The 16,032-nt window shown below is 71.2% G+C and carries 12 protein-coding genes; 11 read left to right on the forward strand and 1 reads right to left on the reverse strand.

Going from position 1 to position 16,032, the window contains the following annotated elements; translation table 11 throughout:
* Nucleotides 1-8: 8 nt before the first annotated feature.
* The gene (locus QIT00_RS25470; RefSeq protein ID WP_282537725.1) at nucleotides 9-545 is read right to left on the reverse strand and encodes an HNH endonuclease; all 537 of its coding nucleotides are present in this window, start codon (nucleotides 543-545) and stop codon (nucleotides 9-11) included.
* Nucleotides 546-824: 279 nt separating this feature from the next.
* Here QIT00_RS25470 and QIT00_RS25475 point away from each other — a divergent pair, with 279 nt between their 5' ends.
* From QIT00_RS25475 to QIT00_RS25525, 11 genes are all read left to right on the forward strand, one after another.
* Nucleotides 825-1,895 (forward strand): mechanosensitive ion channel family protein, encoded by a 1,071-nt coding sequence (locus tag QIT00_RS25475; RefSeq protein WP_408909851.1) that lies wholly within the window; start codon nucleotides 825-827, stop codon nucleotides 1,893-1,895.
* Between the two features lie 215 nt (nucleotides 1,896-2,110).
* Nucleotides 2,111-3,373 carry an ROK family transcriptional regulator gene (locus QIT00_RS25480; protein WP_282537726.1) on the forward strand — a complete coding sequence of 421 codons (1,263 nt, stop codon included), beginning with the start codon at nucleotides 2,111-2,113 and terminating at the stop codon, nucleotides 3,371-3,373.
* Between the two features lie 94 nt (nucleotides 3,374-3,467).
* Nucleotides 3,468-4,799: an ABC transporter substrate-binding protein gene (locus QIT00_RS25485; RefSeq protein WP_282537727.1), complete on the forward strand. Its 1,332-nt coding sequence runs from the start codon at nucleotides 3,468-3,470 to the stop codon at nucleotides 4,797-4,799.
* 17 nt (nucleotides 4,800-4,816) lie between these two features.
* Nucleotides 4,817-5,788, forward strand: coding sequence for a carbohydrate ABC transporter permease (locus tag QIT00_RS25490; protein ID WP_282537728.1), 972 nt, complete (start codon nucleotides 4,817-4,819; stop codon nucleotides 5,786-5,788).
* The gene (locus QIT00_RS25495) at nucleotides 5,785-6,615 is read left to right on the forward strand and encodes a carbohydrate ABC transporter permease (protein ID WP_282537729.1); all 831 of its coding nucleotides are present in this window, start codon (nucleotides 5,785-5,787) and stop codon (nucleotides 6,613-6,615) included. The genes QIT00_RS25490 and QIT00_RS25495 overlap by 4 nt, the downstream gene beginning before the upstream one ends.
* Before the next feature lie 37 nt (nucleotides 6,616-6,652).
* A complete protein-coding gene (locus QIT00_RS25500; protein ID WP_282537730.1) occupies nucleotides 6,653-7,918 on the forward strand; it encodes a 6-phospho-beta-glucosidase in 1,266 nt (421 codons plus the stop codon).
* A complete protein-coding gene (locus QIT00_RS25505) occupies nucleotides 7,909-8,910 on the forward strand; it encodes an N-acetylglucosamine kinase (protein ID WP_282537731.1) in 1,002 nt (333 codons plus the stop codon). The genes QIT00_RS25500 and QIT00_RS25505 overlap by 10 nt, the downstream gene beginning before the upstream one ends.
* A gap of 412 nt (nucleotides 8,911-9,322) precedes the next feature.
* Nucleotides 9,323-10,702 (forward strand): hypothetical protein, encoded by a 1,380-nt coding sequence (locus tag QIT00_RS25510; RefSeq protein ID WP_282537732.1) that lies wholly within the window; start codon nucleotides 9,323-9,325, stop codon nucleotides 10,700-10,702.
* A 182-nt stretch (nucleotides 10,703-10,884) separates the two neighbouring features.
* Nucleotides 10,885-11,841 carry a glutamate ABC transporter substrate-binding protein gene (locus QIT00_RS25515; protein ID WP_282537774.1) on the forward strand — a complete coding sequence of 319 codons (957 nt, stop codon included), beginning with the start codon at nucleotides 10,885-10,887 and terminating at the stop codon, nucleotides 11,839-11,841.
* 125 nt (nucleotides 11,842-11,966) lie between these two features.
* Nucleotides 11,967-13,370, forward strand: a complete 1,404-nt coding sequence (locus QIT00_RS25520) for a coiled-coil domain-containing protein (protein ID WP_282537733.1) — start codon at nucleotides 11,967-11,969, stop codon at nucleotides 13,368-13,370.
* Nucleotides 13,357-16,032: a serine/threonine-protein kinase gene (locus QIT00_RS25525; protein ID WP_282537775.1), complete on the forward strand. Its 2,676-nt coding sequence runs from the start codon at nucleotides 13,357-13,359 to the stop codon at nucleotides 16,030-16,032. The genes QIT00_RS25520 and QIT00_RS25525 overlap by 14 nt, the downstream gene beginning before the upstream one ends.

Raw genomic sequence — 16,032 nt, forward strand, 5'->3', positions numbered from 1 at the left:
CGGACGCCTCAGGCAGAGATGCCGTCGATCCGGGCCATCGCGTCGTCCGCGCCGAACGGCTGCAGGTAGGGCAGCCAGCGCGGGTCCCTATGCCCGGTGCCGATGATGCGCCAGGCGAGTCCGGTGGGCGGGGCGGGTTTGTGACGCAGCCGCCAGCCCAGTTCGAGCAGATGACGATCGGCCTTCACGTGGTTGCAGCGGCGGCATGACGCCACCACGTTCTCCCAGGCGTGCTGACCTCCCCGGCTCTTGGGGATGACGTGGTCGACGCTGGTTGCGACGCCACCGCAGTACATGCAGCGGCCCCCGTCGCGGGCGAAGAGGGCGCGCCGGGTCAGCGGAACGGGCCCCCGGTAGGGGACCCGCACGAAGCGCTTGAGCCGGACCACGCTGGGTGCGGGGATGGTGTAGGTCGCGCTGTGCATAAAGGCGCCGGACTCCTCGAGGCACTGAGCCTTGTTCTCGAGGACCAGAACGAGCGCGCGGCGGAGCGGTACGACGCCGAGGGGCTCGTACGACGCGTTGAGGACCAGGACATGCGGCACGGATGCCTCCTTGTACGCCGGCGGCGCGTGGCTCGCGCCGGGACGATCTGCTCTCAGTCTCCCCTCATGCCTGGTCGAAGCGCCACCATGCGCCGGTAACGGGCTTGCAGTGTTTTCGACCACACCGGGGGGCGGCCGACCGTGACCGGCCCTCCTCGACGTGAGCACCGTCTCTCCTTCGAACATCACAACGATCCACACACAATGCCCCGTTAGTGTGGTTGGTCTGCCCGCTCCTCTCCCTTTTGTGGGCAGCCGCTACGCCCGGAGGTGCCCGCCGTGTTTCTGTCCGTCGTGTCGACGCTGTCGGCCGGATCCGCCAAGGACCCCGCGAACCAGCTCGACGAGGCCCAGCAGAAGGCGACGAACGCCGCAGCCTTGATCGAGCAGAACTGGTCCGCCTGGCTCGGCATCGGGCTGCGGGTGGTGCTGATCATCGTGATCGCCACGGTGCTTCGCACGGTGATCCGGCGCACGATCACCAAGCTCATCGAGCGCATGAACCGCAGCGCCCAGGCCGTCGACGGCACCGCGCTCGGCGGTCTCCTGGTCAACGCGGAGCGGCGCAGGCAGCGTTCCGAGGCGATCGGCTCGGTGCTGCGCTCGGTGGCCTCGTTCCTGATCATGGGCACGGCCGCGCTGATGATCCTCGGCATCTTCGAGATCAACCTGGCGCCGCTGCTCGCGAGTGCCGGTGTGGCCGGTGTGGCCCTTGGCTTCGGCGCCCGCAACCTCGTCACGGACTTCCTCTCCGGCGTCTTCATGATCCTGGAGGACCAGTACGGCGTCGGTGACTCGGTCGACGCGGGCGTCGCCTCCGGCGAGGTCATCGAGGTGGGCCTGCGCGTCACCAAGCTGCGCGGCGACAACGGCGAGATCTGGTACGTGCGCAACGGCGAGGTCAAGCGCATCGGCAACCTCTCCCAGGGCTGGGCCACGGCCGGCGTGGACGTCACGGTGCGCTCGGACGAGGACCTGGCGAAGGTGCGCGAGACGCTCACCGAGGTGGGCGCCGTGATGAGCAAGGAGGAGCCGTGGAACGAGCGGCTCTGGGGCCCGGTGGAGGTGCTCGGCCTGGACGCCGTCTACCTGGACCAGATGGTCATCAGGGTCAGCGCCAAGACGATGCCGGGCAAGGCGCTCGGCGTGGAGCGGGAGCTGCGCTGGCGGATCAAGGAGGCCTTCGACGTCGCGGGCATCCGCATCGTGGGCCGCATGATGCTCGCCGCCGAGGAGGACGAGAACGGCAACCCGGCCCCGGCGGTCGCGGCCCCGTCCGCGTACGCCTCGGCGACCTCCCCGCAGTCGATCGCGGCGTCCCCGATACCGCCGTCGAGCCTCAGCAAGTAACGGCCCCTCCGCTTCGCTCCTTCGCCCCTTCGCCCCCTTCACCCCTTCACCCCTTCTCCCCTTACCCTCAGCTCTTCTCCGCACCCCCGTCGGCAACCGGCGGGGGTGCGCCGTGTCCGCACTCTTGACGTCACCCCGAAGCCCGCTGCTAGGTTCCTCACAACCAATAGGAAACCTTCCTAACAGTACGGGACCTGCGTACGGAGGAGCACGGCATGGCGGGGACTCCCCCCACGACACCCGGAACACCGGGTACACCGCGGGTGCTGCGGGCGATGAACGACCGGGCCGCGCTCGACCTGCTGCTCACCCACGGCCCGCTCTCCCGCACCCGGATCGGCAAGCTGACCGGCCTCTCCAAGCCCACCGCGTCCCAGCTGCTCGCCCGTCTCGAAGCGGCCGGCCTGGTCGTGGCGACCGGCACCAGCGAGGGCCGCCCGGGCCCCAGCGCCCAGCTGTACGCGGTGAACGCCTCCGCCGCACACGTCGCCGCCCTCGACGTCACGCCCGAGCGCATCGTCGCCGCCGTCGCCGACATCACCGGCGCCGAGGCCGGCCGCTTCGAGCTGCGCACCCCCGGCCGCGGCGGCCATGACGTGGTACGTCAGGTGCTCGCCTCGGTCGACGGTGCCGCGAAGGACGCCGGGCTCACCCGCGCCGAGCTGCACCGGGTGGTGATCGGCACACCCGGCGCCTTCGACCCGAACACCGGACGCCTCCGGTACGCCAGCCACCTGCCGGGCTGGCACTCCCCCGCGCTCCTCGGCGAGCTGGCCGCGGCCCTGCCGATGCCGGTCGACTACGAGAACGACGTGAACCTCGCCGCCGTCGCCGAGCAGCGCCTCGGCGCCGCCCGCGAGGACCAGGACTTCGTCCTGCTGTGGAACCAGGAGGGCATCGGCGCCGCCCTCGTGATCGGCGGCCGGCTGCACCGGGGCTGGACCGGCGGCGCGGGCGAGATCGGCTTCCTGCCGGTGCCGGGCACCCCGCTCGTACGGCAGGTCGCCAAGGCCAACAGCGGCGGCTTCCAGGAGCTGGCCGGCGCCCAGTCGGTACCCCGGATCGCCAAGTCCCTCGGCATCGACACCGCCGAGCAGCCGTACGCGGAGACGGCCGCCGCCCTCCTGAGACGGGCCGCCGAGGCCGAGAGGGAGAGCGGCGACGCCCAGGCCGAGCGGGAGAGCGGCGACGCCGAGGCCCTGCGGGAGCTGCTGCGGCAGACCGCGCAGCGGATCGCGACCGGTCTCGCCGCCGTCGTCGCGGTGCTCGACCCCGGGCTCGTCGTCCTGTCCGGCGGCGTGACCTGCGCGGGCGGCGAACCGCTGCGCGCCCTGATCCAGTCCGAACTCGCCGAGCTCGCCGCCTCCCGGCCCCGGCTCGTCCTCGGCGAGGTGACCGAACAGCCGGTGCTGCGCGGCGCGTTGGAGAGCGCGCTCGCCGTCACCCGCGCCGAGGTCTTCGACACCTCCGCCCACTGACCTGCTCCACCGCACGACGCCCGCACGACACCCGCACGACACCCGCACGCTCCTGAAACCTCCTGCCCCTGCCCCCGCCGAGGGAGACACCGTCATGCGCAGAAACAGGTTCCTCCGCGTCGCCGTCCCCACCGCAGCGATATCGGTCCTCGCGACCGGCTGCGTGGGCTCCACCGAAACGGGTCCGAGCGACGACCCGAAGGCGAAGGCCACGATCACCTTCTGGCACGGCTGGACCGCGCCGTCCGAGGTGAAGGCCATCGACGAGAACATCGCGCGGTTCGAGAAGAAGCACCCCAACATCACCGTGAAAGTGGTCGGCGGGATCAACGACGAGAAGCTCAACCAGGCGCTGCGCGCGGGCGGTTCGAAGGGCCCGGACGTGGTGTCGTCGTTCACCACCGCCAACGTCGGGAAATTCTGCTCGTCCGGCGCCTTCGCCGACCTCGGCCCGTTCATCGAGAAGTCCGGGCTCGACCTGGAGAAGACCTTCTCGAAACCGCTGCTCGACTACACGCAGTTCGAGGGGAGGCGCTGCGCCCTGCCGCTGCTCAGCGATGCGTACGGGCTCTACTACAACAAGGACGCCTTCGAAGAGGCCGGGATCGAGGCGCCGCCGAAGACCTGGGAGGAGTTCGACAAGGCCGCCGAAAAGCTCACCAAGCACAAGGGCGGCAGCTACGAACAGCTCGGGTTCATGCCGAACTACCACGGCTACGAGACCGTGCCCTCGCACTACATCTCGCAGTGGAGCCCCACGTACTTCACGAAGGACGGCAAGTCCAACATCGCGAAGGACCCGTCGTTCAAGGAGATGTACACCTGGCAGCGGAACCTGGTGAAGAGGCTCGGCGGATACGCGAAGCTGGAGAAGTACCAGAAGACCTTCGGTGACGAATGGGGTGCCGAACACCCCTTCCACACCGGCCAGGTGGCGATGCAGCTGGACGGCGAGTGGCGGCTCGGCATGGCCGAGGCGACCGATCCCGGATTCGAGATCGGTGTGGCCCCGCTCCCCGTGCCGAAGGACCAGATCGACAGCTACGGCAAGGGGTATCTGTCCGGCACGATCATGGGGATCGCCCCGTCGAGCAAGAAGCAGAACGCCGCCTGGGAACTCGTGAAGTACATGACCACGGACACCGAAGCGGTCGTGCAGTTCGCGAACGCCATCAAGAACGTGCCGTCCACCAAGGCCGCTCTGAAGTCCCCGAAGCTGAAGTTCGACCCGCGCTTCAGGACATTCCTCGACATCGCGCGGCACCCGGACTCCAACACCAGTGACGGCGCGATCAACGGCATCACGTACCAGATGTCGCTGCAGAACTTCGGATACCAGGTCGAGAAGGGCGCCGTGCGGGACATTCAGGCGGGCCTGGAGAAGACCGCCCGGGAGATCGACACCGATATCGCACAGGCCAAGTAGCCCGGGGACCACGGCCCATGACCACGTACTCCACATACTCCACGTACTCCGCGTACACGCTGCGCGCGAAGCGCCGAAGGTCGGCGCTGCGCACCGCTGCCTTTCTGTCGCCCTGGCTGATCGGCTTCGCCGTCTTCTTCGCCTATCCGCTGGTGTCGACCGTCTATTTCTCGTTCATGAAGTACGACGGCTTCGGCGCGCCCACGTGGAACTCGACCGCCAACTGGTCCTATGTCTTCGGCAGTTACACCATGTTCTGGCCCGCCCTGCGCAACACGCTGTGGCTGGTTCTGGTGATGGTGACGTGCCGGGTGGCGTTCGGGCTCGGCGTCGGGCTGCTCATCACGAAGATCAAGACCGGTGCCGGGGTGTTCCGCACCCTTTTCTATCTGCCGTATCTCGCGCCGCCGGTGGCCGCGACCCTGGCCTTCGTCTTCCTGCTCAATCCCGGCACCGGGCCGGTCAACAGCGCCCTGGAGGGAATCGGCCTCACGGCACCCGGCTGGTTCACGGATCCGGACTGGTCCAAACCCGCCCTGACCATGCTCGCGGTGTGGGGCGTCGGCGACCTGATGGTCATCTTCATGGCCGCACTCCTCGACGTACCGAAGGAGCAGTACGAGGCCGCCGAACTGGACGGGGCGAATTCCTGGCAGCGGTTCCGCTTCGTGACACTGCCGAACATCTCGCCGATCGTGCTCTTCGCCGTCGTCACCGGAGTGATCCAGACGATGCAGTACTACACACAGCCGATCGTCGCCTCCAAGGTGGCCTCCGGGATCATCGGCGGCAGCGGCCAGCAGTTCGAGCCCGGCTATCCGGAGAAATCCACGCTCACGCTGCCCCAGGCCGTCTACAACCTCGGCTTCCAGCGCTTCGACTACGGCTCCGCCTGCGTCGTCGCCCTGGTCCTCTTCGCCCTCGCCATGGCCGGTACGGCTCTCCTCATGCGGCGCCGCGCCGGACTCGTCGGGGCAGGTGAGCGATGAACCGGACCGCTCTGCTCCGCTGGGTCGGCGTGCATGCGCTCGGGGTCGCCGCCGCCCTGTTCTTCCTGCTGCCGTTCGTCTTCGTGCTGCTCACCTCGCTGATGGGCGACCAGCAGGCCCTGACCCGCGATCTCACCCCGAACACCTGGGAGTTCGGCAATTACGTCAAGGTGTTCGACACCCCCGGATTCCTCACCTGGTGGAAGAACTCCCTGCTGTACGCGGGGCTCGGCACGCTGCTCACCGTGCTCAGCTCGATTCCCGTGGCGTACGCCCTCGCCCGGTTCCGCTTCCGCGGCCGGCGGCTCTCCCTGATGCTGGTCGTCTCGATGATGATGCTGCCGCCGCAGGTCGTCATCATTCCCATGTACCTGTTCTGGGTGAAGCAGTTGGACCTGGGCGGGACCCTGTGGCCGCTGATCATTCCGATGGCCTTCGGTGACGCCTTCTCCATCTTCCTCCTGCGCCAGTTCCTGCTGACCATCCCGGACGAATACCTGGACGCGGCCCGGGTGGACGGCTGCGGCGAATTCCGGACCCTCCTGAAGGTCGTCCTGCCGATGGCGAAACCGGGCGTCGCGGCCGTGGCCCTGTTCCAGTTCTTCTACTGCTGGAACGACTACTTCGGACCGCAGATCTACGCCTCCGAGAACCCCGCGGCCTGGACACTGAGTTACGGCCTCGAATCGTTCAAGGGCGCCCACCACACCGACTGGAATCTCACCATGGCCGCGACCGTCCTCGTCATGGCCCCTGTCATCGTCCTGTTCTTCTTCGCCCAGAAGGCCTTCGTCGAGGGCGTCACCCTGACCGGCGTCAAAGGCTGAGAGCCGTCCTCGTACGCCATAGAAAGGCTCAACTCCCATGAAACTCGCAGTAGTCGGCGGCGGCTCCACCTACACACCCGAACTCGTCGACGGCTTCGCCCGGCTCAGGGACGTCCTGCCCGTCGAGGAACTCGTCCTGGTCGACCCGGCCGCCGACCGCCTCGACCTGGTCGGCGGCCTCGCCCGCCGGATCTTCGCCCGGCAGGACCGCGGCGGGCGCCTCACCACCACCGCCGACCTCGACGCGGCCGTCGACGGCGCCGACGCCGTGCTCCTCCAGCTCCGCGTCGGCGGCCAGGCCGCCCGCGAACAGGACGAGACCTGGCCCCTGGACTGCGGCTGCGTCGGCCAGGAGACCACCGGCGCGGGCGGCCTCGCCAAGGCGCTGCGCACCGTGCCCGTGGTCCTCGACATCGCCGAACGGGTCCGCCGCGCCAACCCGGACGCGTGGATCGTCGACTTCACCAACCCCGTCGGCATCGTCACCCGCGCCCTGCTCCAGGCCGGGCACAAGGCCGTCGGCCTCTGCAACGTCGCGATCGGCTTCCAGCGCCGCTTCGCCGCGTCCCTCGGCGTCGACCCGGCGCAGATCTTCCTGAACCACGTCGGCCTCAACCATCTGACCTGGGAGAACGGCGTCCGCCTCGGCGGCCCGGACGGCGAGGACCTGCTGCCCCGGCTCCTCGCGGAGAGCGGCGACGAGATCGCCGACAACCTGCGCCTCCCCCGCCCCGCCCTCGACCGCCTCGGCGTCATCCCCTCGTACTACCTGCGCTACTACTACGCGCACGACGAGGTCGTACGGGAACTCGCCACCAAGCCGTCCCGTGCCGCCGAAGTGGCCGCCATGGAGGCGGAGTTGCTGAAGCTGTACGCCGACCCGGCGCTCGACGAGAAGCCCGCGCTGCTCGCCAAGCGGGGCGGCGCCTTCTACTCGGAGGCCGCCGTCGACCTCACCGCGTCCCTGATCGGCACCGGAGGAAGTCCGTACCAGGTGGTGAACGTCCGCAACGACGGCACGCTGCCGTTCCTGCCGGACGACGCGGTGATCGAGGTGCAGGCCCGCGTCGACGCGCGGGGCGCCGCCCCACTCCCCGTGCCTGAACTCGACCCGCTGCAAAGGGGGTTGATCGCAGGCGTGTCCGCGTACGAGGAACTCGCCCTGGAAGCCGCTCTGCGTGGCGGCCGCGACCGGGTCTTCAAGGCGCTGCTCGCCCACCCCCTGATCGGGCAGTACGAGTACGCCGAGACCCTCACCGACCGGCTCATCGCCCACAACCGGGAGCACCTCGCGTGGGCGTGACAGAAGCGGGCCCCAGAGGGACCGTGCTCGCCGTCGACGCGGGCAACAGCAAGACCGACGTGGCCGTGGTGACGCCCGACGGCCGGGTCGCCGGGGCGGCGCGCGGCGCGGGGTTCCAGCCGCCGCGCGTGGGCGTGGAACGGGCCGTCGACGGGCTCGCGGACGCGGTCGTACGGGCACTCGCCGAGGCCGGGCTCGACCGGGTCGCACATGTGTCGGCGTGCCTGGCCAACGCTGATCTGCCGGTCGAGGAGCGGGAGTTGACCCAGGCACTGCGGGCCCGGGGGTGGGGGCGCACGGTCGACGTGCGCAATGACACCTTCGCGATCCTGCGCGCCGGACTGCCCGCCGGGGCGCTGCCGCTCGGGGTCGCCGTGGTGTGCGGGGCGGGCATCAACTGCGTGGGCATGACCCCGGACGGCCGTACGGCGCGCTTCCCGGCGGTCGGACGCATCTCCGGGGACTGGGGCGGCGGATGGGGCCTGGCGGAGGAGGCCCTGTGGCACGCGGCCCGCGCGGCGGACGGCCGGGGCGGGCCCACGGAACTGGCCCGCGCCCTGCCCGCGCACTTCGGTCTGGCCGACATGGCCGCGCTGATCGAGGCCCTGCACCTGGGCCGCATCGAGGCGGTACGGCGGCACGAACTGTCCCCGGTGCTGTTCGCCACGGCGGCGGCCGGGGATCCGGTGGCCCGCTCCCTGGTCGAACGGCTCGCGGCCGAGGTGGTCGCGATGGCCACGGTCGCCCTCGACCGCCTCGACCTGTCGGACGCGGACGTCCCGGTGCTGCTCGGCGGCTCGATCCTCGCGGCAGGCCACTCCGGCCTGGACACGGCCATCCGCACCCGCCTCGCGGCCCGCGCCCCGAAGGCGGCCCCTCTGGTGATGACGGCCCGGCCTGTCCTGGGCGCGGCGCTGTTGGGGCTGGATCGGGTGGGGGCGGAGGAGGCGGCGTACGCACGGCTGCGCGACCACTACGCGCCACCCGCCTGATCCTTCCCCTACCCGCCCCTTCCCGAAAGCCTGCGGCGCTTCGGGGCTCCGCCCCGGACCCCGCTCCTCAATCGCCGGAGGGGCTGAAAATTCAGCCCCTCTGGGGGCACCTCCCAGCGGTAGCTGGGGGAGATTGAGGAGGCCCGTCCGGCAGGACTTTCGGGAAGGGGCGGGGAGGGGAACAGAACACCCCCGCCACCCGAACCAGCCGCCGCACAACGCAAGTTGCCCACCCCACCCCGGGGAACCGAACAATCCCCCCGTACGTGTACAAGGGCAGGGGCTGGCCCCCAGGTTCCCGCTGCGCTACGAACAAGATCCAGGAAACGCCGGAGCCATTGTCAGTCCCTGCGGTCATACTGGACGGCCTGGGGAGCGGTGACCGTCGGATGGCCACGGGGGAGGTCGAGAGGTGACAGACCCGCACAGCGGCAGCGCCGTACCACGGCGGCGCACCGCCTTCGCCGAGGGCGCGGAGCACCTGCGCGCCGCCGCGACGACCGAGCCCGGCAGGCTGCGCATCCTCGGCGCCGTACTCGCCCTGCTCGTCATCGCGTTCGGCGCCGTCACCGCCTGGCAGACCTCCGGCCGCGCGGCCGCCGCGGAGGATGTCATCGAGCGCAGCCAGCCCCTCACCGCCGACGCCGCCGCGATCTACGTCTCCCTCGCCGACGCCAACACCGCCGCCGCGAGCGGCTTCCTCGCCGAGGGCCAGGAACCCGCGGCGGTCCGCGAGCGGTACGAGGACGACATCGCGACGGCCGCCCGCAAACTCACCACCGCCGCCGCCAACAGCAAGGGCTCCGGCACCGCGAGCGACGGGATAGCGAAGCTCAACGCCCTCCTCCCGGAGTACGCGGAGCGCATCGAGACAGCCCGTACGTACAACCGCCAGGGCCTCCCCCTCGGCGGTGCGTACCTGCGCAACGCCAACGACCTGATGCAGACGGAGATGCTCCCCGCCGCCAAGGAGCTCTACGACGCGGAGAAGGCCCGCCTGGGCGCCGACTACGACGCGGCGAAGTCGTACCCGTGGGCCGCGACAGCCCTCGGCCTGCTCGCCCTGGCCGCCCTGGTGTGGGCCCAGCGCCGCAACTACCGCAGGACGAACCGGGTGTTCAACCCGGGCCTGGTCACCGCGACCGGCACGGCCGCCGCCGTCCTGCTGTGGCTGCTCGCCGGGCACACGGTCGCCTTCGCCGCCCTGGCCGACTCGTACGACAACGGCGTGCGCTCGCTCAACGTCCTCAACGACGCCCGGATCAGCACCCTCCAGGCCCGCAGCAACGAGAACCTGACCCTGGTCGCGCGCGGGGCGGTCACGGTCCCGGACGGCCCGAACGCCGGGCAGGACAAGTACGACGTGGACTACCGCGCCCTGATGCGGAAGCTCGGCGACGGCGGCACGGACCGGGCCGGAATGGGCACCCTCGGCGCGGCCCTGCACCACGCCGACGACGACGAGGGCCGGGTGCCCGTCGAGAAGGCCATGGGGGCCGTGGAGGAATGGCAGAAGCGCCACAAGGCCGCCCGCGACGCCGATATGCAGGGGGATTACGAGAAGGCCCGCGACCGCGTCATAGGCGACGACGAGGCGACCGGCGAGTCCTTCGACCGGGCCGATCAGGCCCTGGAGCAGGCCGTGGCGCATGAACAGCGGGACTTCAGGAGAGCCGCCGAGGACGGCCGCGGCGCGATGACGGGGCTGCCGGTCGGCGCGGCGGTGGTCGCGGTGCTCGGCGCGACGGGCGCCGTGCTCGGCATCGGCCGCAGGCTTTCGGAGTACCGATGAGCCCGATGAGATCGACGAGAGCTACGAGAGCTACGAGAGATTCGGGCCCGTCAGGAGCGACGCGAGGGGGCGGGATGACCCGGAAGCAGCGCGGCGACGGCTTCTTTCCGGCGCGCGTCCTGCCCGGTCGGCTGCCTGGCCGACTGCCCGGCCGACTGCGCGGCTGGGGCGGCGTGGTCGCGATGGCCCTCGCCTGCGTCCTGACGGCCCTGTTCACCCTGCTCCCGCTGTCCCGCACAGGCCCGGACGACCCCATCGGCACCGGCGGCCCGGGACTCGGCGTGACCCGCCCCGCCGCGGCCGACGACTGCACGCCCGAGTCGGCGGTGCGCAGCCTGCGCCCGAGCAAGGACGAGGGACCCACGGTCAAGGAGATCAAGGAGCGCGAGGACAAACCGAACAAGCTGATCGTCGGCGTGGACCAGAACAGCTACCGCTGGGGGTACCGCAACCCCTCCACCGGTGATCTGGAGGGCTTCGACATCGACCTGGTGCGGGCCATAGCCGACGCCCTGCTCGGCGACCCGGACGCGGTGGTCTACCGCGCGGTGCCCACCAACCAGCGTGTGCGGGCCATCCAGTCCGGGCAGGTCGACATGGTGGTGCGGACGATGACGATCACCTGCGACCGCGCCGAGGACGTCGCGTTCTCGACCGCGTACTTCGAGACCGGGCAGCAGCTCCTCGTCCCCAAGGAGTCGAAGATCACCGGGTACAACGCGTCGCTGAAGGGCAAGCGGCTGTGTACGGCCGCGGGTTCGACGGCTGAGGCCGAGCTCAAGCAGAGGTCGTTCGGCGCCGATGTCTCCACCACGGTGCCCAACCAACTCGACTGTCTGGTACGGCTCCAGCTGGGCGAGGTGGACGCGGTCGTCACCGACAGCGCGCTCGCCGCGGGCCAGGCCGCGCAGGACCCGACGGTGCAGCTGGTCGGCGACCCCTTCACCACCGAGTACTACGGCGTGGCGATGAGCAAGGAGTCGCCCGACCTGGTCCGCCAGGTCAACCAGGTCCTGGTCGACTACCGCAAGAACGGCTCGGACGACAAGAGCGACTGGGACAAGGCGTACGAGGACTGGCTCGCGGACGATCTGAAGAACGTGGACGGACCGCCGAAGCCGAAGTACCGCGAGGACTGAGGGCGGTGAGCCGGACCGGGCGAGGCGGACCGGACGAGCCGGACCGGACGAGGCGGACCGGACGAGCCAGGCCAACGGAGAAGTACCGAAACGAACCGCAGAACCGGCACAGCGAGAGGTGATCGATGGGCGTCGCGGGACCCGCAGGACCCGGACCACTCCCCGGACCCGTCATGGACAGGGACGAGGTGGACCGCGCCCTGGCCCGGATCGGCGCCGAGCACGAGGCCGTGGAGACGTCCCTGCTCGCCCTGCAGGACCACGCGGGCCGCAGACTCCTGGAGGGCGCCGAGCTGACCGGCGTCACCGCGGACCGCTGGGCCGCCGCCGACCAGGCCATCACCCGCCTGTGGGCGTACTTCGACGCGTACTCCGCGGCCCTGACCGGCGCCCGTGAACTGCGCGCCCGCAGACGCTGGCCCAGCCGTGACGACCTCGGCGAGCTCACCGAACTGCTGCGCGGCCGCTCCGTCACCGTCTCCGCGGGACCGCCCGCGACCGGCGCCCCGGAGTCCCTGACCGGCCCCGCCCGGCTCAGCGAGGAGTTCACGCTGCCCGAACTGGTCGAGCGGATGAACGAGTTGTACGCCTCGTCCCTCGACGTGGTCGTGGCCGCCGACGCGGTCTGGTCCGCGCTGCCCGCCCGGATCGACCTCCTCGCCGCCGAGCTGCACCGCACCCGCAAGCTCGCCGCATCCGTGGGCGTACGCCCGGGCGAGCACCCCGCGGGTGACGATCTGGAGCGGATCACCCGGGAGTTGACGGAGCTGCGCGCCCAGGTGATCTCCGACCCGCTGGCCTTCTGGCGCGCCAGGAGCGGCAGTTCGGCCCCCGGCGGCGGCCGCCCCGACACCGAGCGGTACGACCACGAGGCGCGCGCACTCGAAGACGTGCGCCGGGAGATCGACGCCGTGCTCACCGTCCGCCAGGACGCCGAGGCGCGCCTCGGCCGGCTGCGGGACGTGCTCTCCCGCGCCGACCGGACCCTGGCGGAGGCTCGTACGGCCCGCGGGGAGGTGCTCGCCAAGATCGCCGCGACTGAGGTGCCCGCGGTCAGCGGACCGCCCACCGCGCTGCACGAACAGCTCGCGGCCGCCGCCGAGTACCGCAGGCACGGCCAGTGGAACCGGCTCTCCCCGCTCCTGGAGTCCCTGGAGCGGCGAGCGGAGGACGAACTCCTGCGCGCCCGCGAGTCGTTGACCGCCGTCACCGCTCCGCTCGCGGTCCGCGCGGAGCTGCGCGGCCGCCTCGACGCGTACAAGGCGAAGGTCGCCCGGCACGGCGCCGCCGAGGACCCGCTCCTGATCGAGCGGTACGACGCGGCCCGCCGCATGCTGTGGAGCGCGCCCTGCGACCTGCGGGTCGCCGAGGACGCCGTGCTGCGCTACCAGTACGCGGCGGCGGAGGTCCTCTCCGGCCGCGTACCGCAGCAGCACACGCCCGACGACGGCAGGGGGACCGATGGCGGCAGGGGGATCGATGGCGGCAGAGGGATCGATGGCGGCAGAGGGATCGATGGCGGCAGGTGAGGAGGTACCCGTGAGCGCCGATGAGCGCAGAGAGTGCCAGCGCCCGGACTGCGAGGGCCGTTACGAGGACATGGGCGGCGGCGAGCTGTACTGCGACGTCTGCGGTCTGGCCCCGGTCGTGGCACCGCACGGCCTGCTCGCGTCCGCGCCGACGGGCCTCACCGCGCCCGCCCGCGGCAGCACCTCGGCCCGCTCCTCCCGGTCGTCCCGTTCCTCGCGCTCCTCGCGGTCGTCCACGTCCCGGCGCTCGGTCTCCGGCCGGCTGACCCGCTCCATGTCGGGCCCGGCCTCCGCTCGTTCCGTCTCGGTGCGCAGCTCCGGCTCGCCGTCCGGAGCCTCCGGGCGCGGGCGGCTCGGCGTGGGCCTGGTAGAGATGCCGCAGGTGCCGCGTCCCGACCCGCGCGCGATGGTCCAGGCGGACCCGGAGGTCCCCGAGAGGAAGCGGTTCTGCTCCCGCTCGGACTGCGGTGCGCCGGTGGGCCGGGCGCGCGGCGACCGCCCGGGGCGGACGGAAGGGTTCTGCACCAAGTGCGGCCACCCGTACTCGTTCGTGCCTAAGCTCCGCTCCGGCGACATCGTGCACGGGCAGTACGAAGTGGTGGGCTGCCTCGCGCACGGCGGGCTCGGCTGGATCTATCTCGCCATCGACCGCGCGGTGTCCGACCGCTGGGTGGTCCTCAAGGGCCTGCTCGACACCGGCGACCAGGACGCGATGGCCGCGGCCATCTCCGAGCGCCGCTTCCTCGCCGAGATCGAGCACGCCAACATCGTCCGCATCTACAACTTCGTCGAGCACCTCGACCAGCGCACCGGCTCCCTCGACGGCTACATAGTGATGGAGTACGTCGGCGGCAAGTCCCTCAAGGAGATCGCCAACGAGCGCCGCACGGCGGAGGGCCGACGCGACCCGCTCCCGGTCGAGCAGGCCTGCGCGTACGGCATCGAGGCCCTGGAGGCGCTCGGCCACCTGCACAGCCGCAACCTCCTGTACTGCGATTTCAAGGTCGACAACGCGATTCAGCAGCAGGACCAGCTGAAGCTGATCGACATGGGTGCCGTGCGCCGCCTCGACGACCACGAGTCGGCGATCTACGGCACGGTCGGGTACCAGGCGCCCGAGGTCGCGGAGGCTGGGCCGTCCGTCGCGTCCGACCTCTACACGGTCGCGCGCACGCTCGCGGTCCTCACCTTCGACTTCCAGGGGTACACGAACTTCTTCGTGGACTCCCTGCCCGACCCCGGCAACATCGAGGTCTTCCAGCGGTACGAGTCGTTCTACCGCCTCCTGGTCCGCGCCACCGACCCCGACCCGGCCCGCCGGTTCGCCTCCGCGCAGGAGATGGCCGAGCAGCTGACGGGCGTGCTGCGCGAGGTCGTCGCCGTCCAGTCGGGCCGCCCGCGCCCGGCCCTGTCCACCCTGTTCGGGCCCGAGGTGCGGGTCACGGACACGGAGTTGTTCGTGGCGGGGGGCGGGGAGGTCTCGCGGTTGGGGGTGCGGGCCGTTGGGGGTGCGGGTTCTGTTGGGGGTGCGCGTTCCGCTGGAGGTGCGGGTTCTGTTGGGGGTGCGCGTTCCGCTGGAGGTGCCGGGCACGTCAATTCTTCTGGCACCGGAGGTGCCGGGATGCTTGGCGGCGGAGCCGCTGGTGCGTTGGTGGGCAGAGGAGCTGCCAAGGCGGGCGCCGGAGGCGCCGGTTCCGGCGGCCACCCCGGTGCCGGGTGCCGTGTCCGCCCCCTCGACACCGCCGCGACCGCGCTCGCCCTTCCCGTGCCGCTGGTCGACGCGGGCGATCTCAACGCCGGGTTCCTGGCGGGCCTGATGGCCTCCGCGCCCGCCGAGCTGATCGCCGCGCTCGACGCCGCCCCCGCGCCCTCGGTCGAGCTGCGCCTGCGCGAGCTGCGGGCCCGCCTGGAGACGGGCGAGCTGCACGCCGCCGTGCGCTGCCTCGACGAGCTCGAACACGGCCACCCGGACGACTGGCGGGTGATCTGGTACCGCGGCCTGGTCGCCCTGACCACCGGCGACTTCGAGACCGCCGCGCTCTCCTTCGACGCCGTCTACGACGCGTTCCCCGGCGAGCCCGCGCCGAAGCTGGCCCTCGGCGTCTGTGCCGAGGTGCTCGGGCAGTTGGACAACGCCGCCGAGTACTACCGCCTGGTGTGGACCGCCGATCCGGGATACGTCAGCGCGGCGTTCGGGCTCGCGCGGGTCCAGCTGGCCGCGGGCGACCGGCGGGCGGCGGTGCGTACCCTGGAAGCCGTTCCGGAGGCGTCGATTCACTTCACGGCGGCCCGGATCGCCGCCGTACGCGCCCGACTTCGGGACCAGGCGGTGCACGAACCGCTGCTCGACGATCTGACCGCCGCCGCGGGGCAGGTCGAGGCGCTGCAGCACTTCGGTCTGGACGCGGTCCGCCGCGAACAACTGTCGGCCGAGGTCCTGGGGACCGCCCTTGACTGGGTGCTCTCCGGGAGCCGGGGCACTACTGCGCCGCCGCAGGGCCCCGGCGAGACCGTGCTGCTCGGCAGCAGTCTGGACGAGCGTGGCCTGCGCTTCGGGCTCGAACGCTCGTACCGGACGCTCGCCAGGCTGGCCAAAGGCGGCGCCGAAAGGATCGAACTGGTGGAGCGGGCCAACCGCTTCCGCCCCCGGACGTGGGTGTGA

Source organism: Streptomyces luteolus, assembly GCF_029968015.1.
Lineage (GTDB): Bacteria > Actinomycetota > Actinomycetes > Streptomycetales > Streptomycetaceae > Streptomyces > Streptomyces luteolus.

Coding starts and splice junctions, on each gene's coding strand:
- QIT00_RS25480 (WP_282537726.1), top strand. CDS start 2,111: ATGGCGGGGACTCCCCCCACGACACCCGGAACACCGGGTACACCGCGG.
- QIT00_RS25485 (WP_282537727.1), top strand. CDS start 3,468: ATGCGCAGAAACAGGTTCCTCCGCGTCGCCGTCCCCACCGCAGCGATA.
- QIT00_RS25490 (WP_282537728.1), top strand. CDS start 4,817: ATGACCACGTACTCCACATACTCCACGTACTCCGCGTACACGCTGCGC.
- QIT00_RS25495 (WP_282537729.1), top strand. CDS start 5,785: ATGAACCGGACCGCTCTGCTCCGCTGGGTCGGCGTGCATGCGCTCGGG.
- QIT00_RS25500 (WP_282537730.1), top strand. CDS start 6,653: ATGAAACTCGCAGTAGTCGGCGGCGGCTCCACCTACACACCCGAACTC.
- QIT00_RS25515 (WP_282537774.1), top strand. CDS start 10,885: ATGGCCCTCGCCTGCGTCCTGACGGCCCTGTTCACCCTGCTCCCGCTG.
- QIT00_RS25520 (WP_282537733.1), top strand. CDS start 11,967: ATGGGCGTCGCGGGACCCGCAGGACCCGGACCACTCCCCGGACCCGTC.
- QIT00_RS25525 (WP_282537775.1), top strand. CDS start 13,357: ATGGCGGCAGGTGAGGAGGTACCCGTGAGCGCCGATGAGCGCAGAGAG.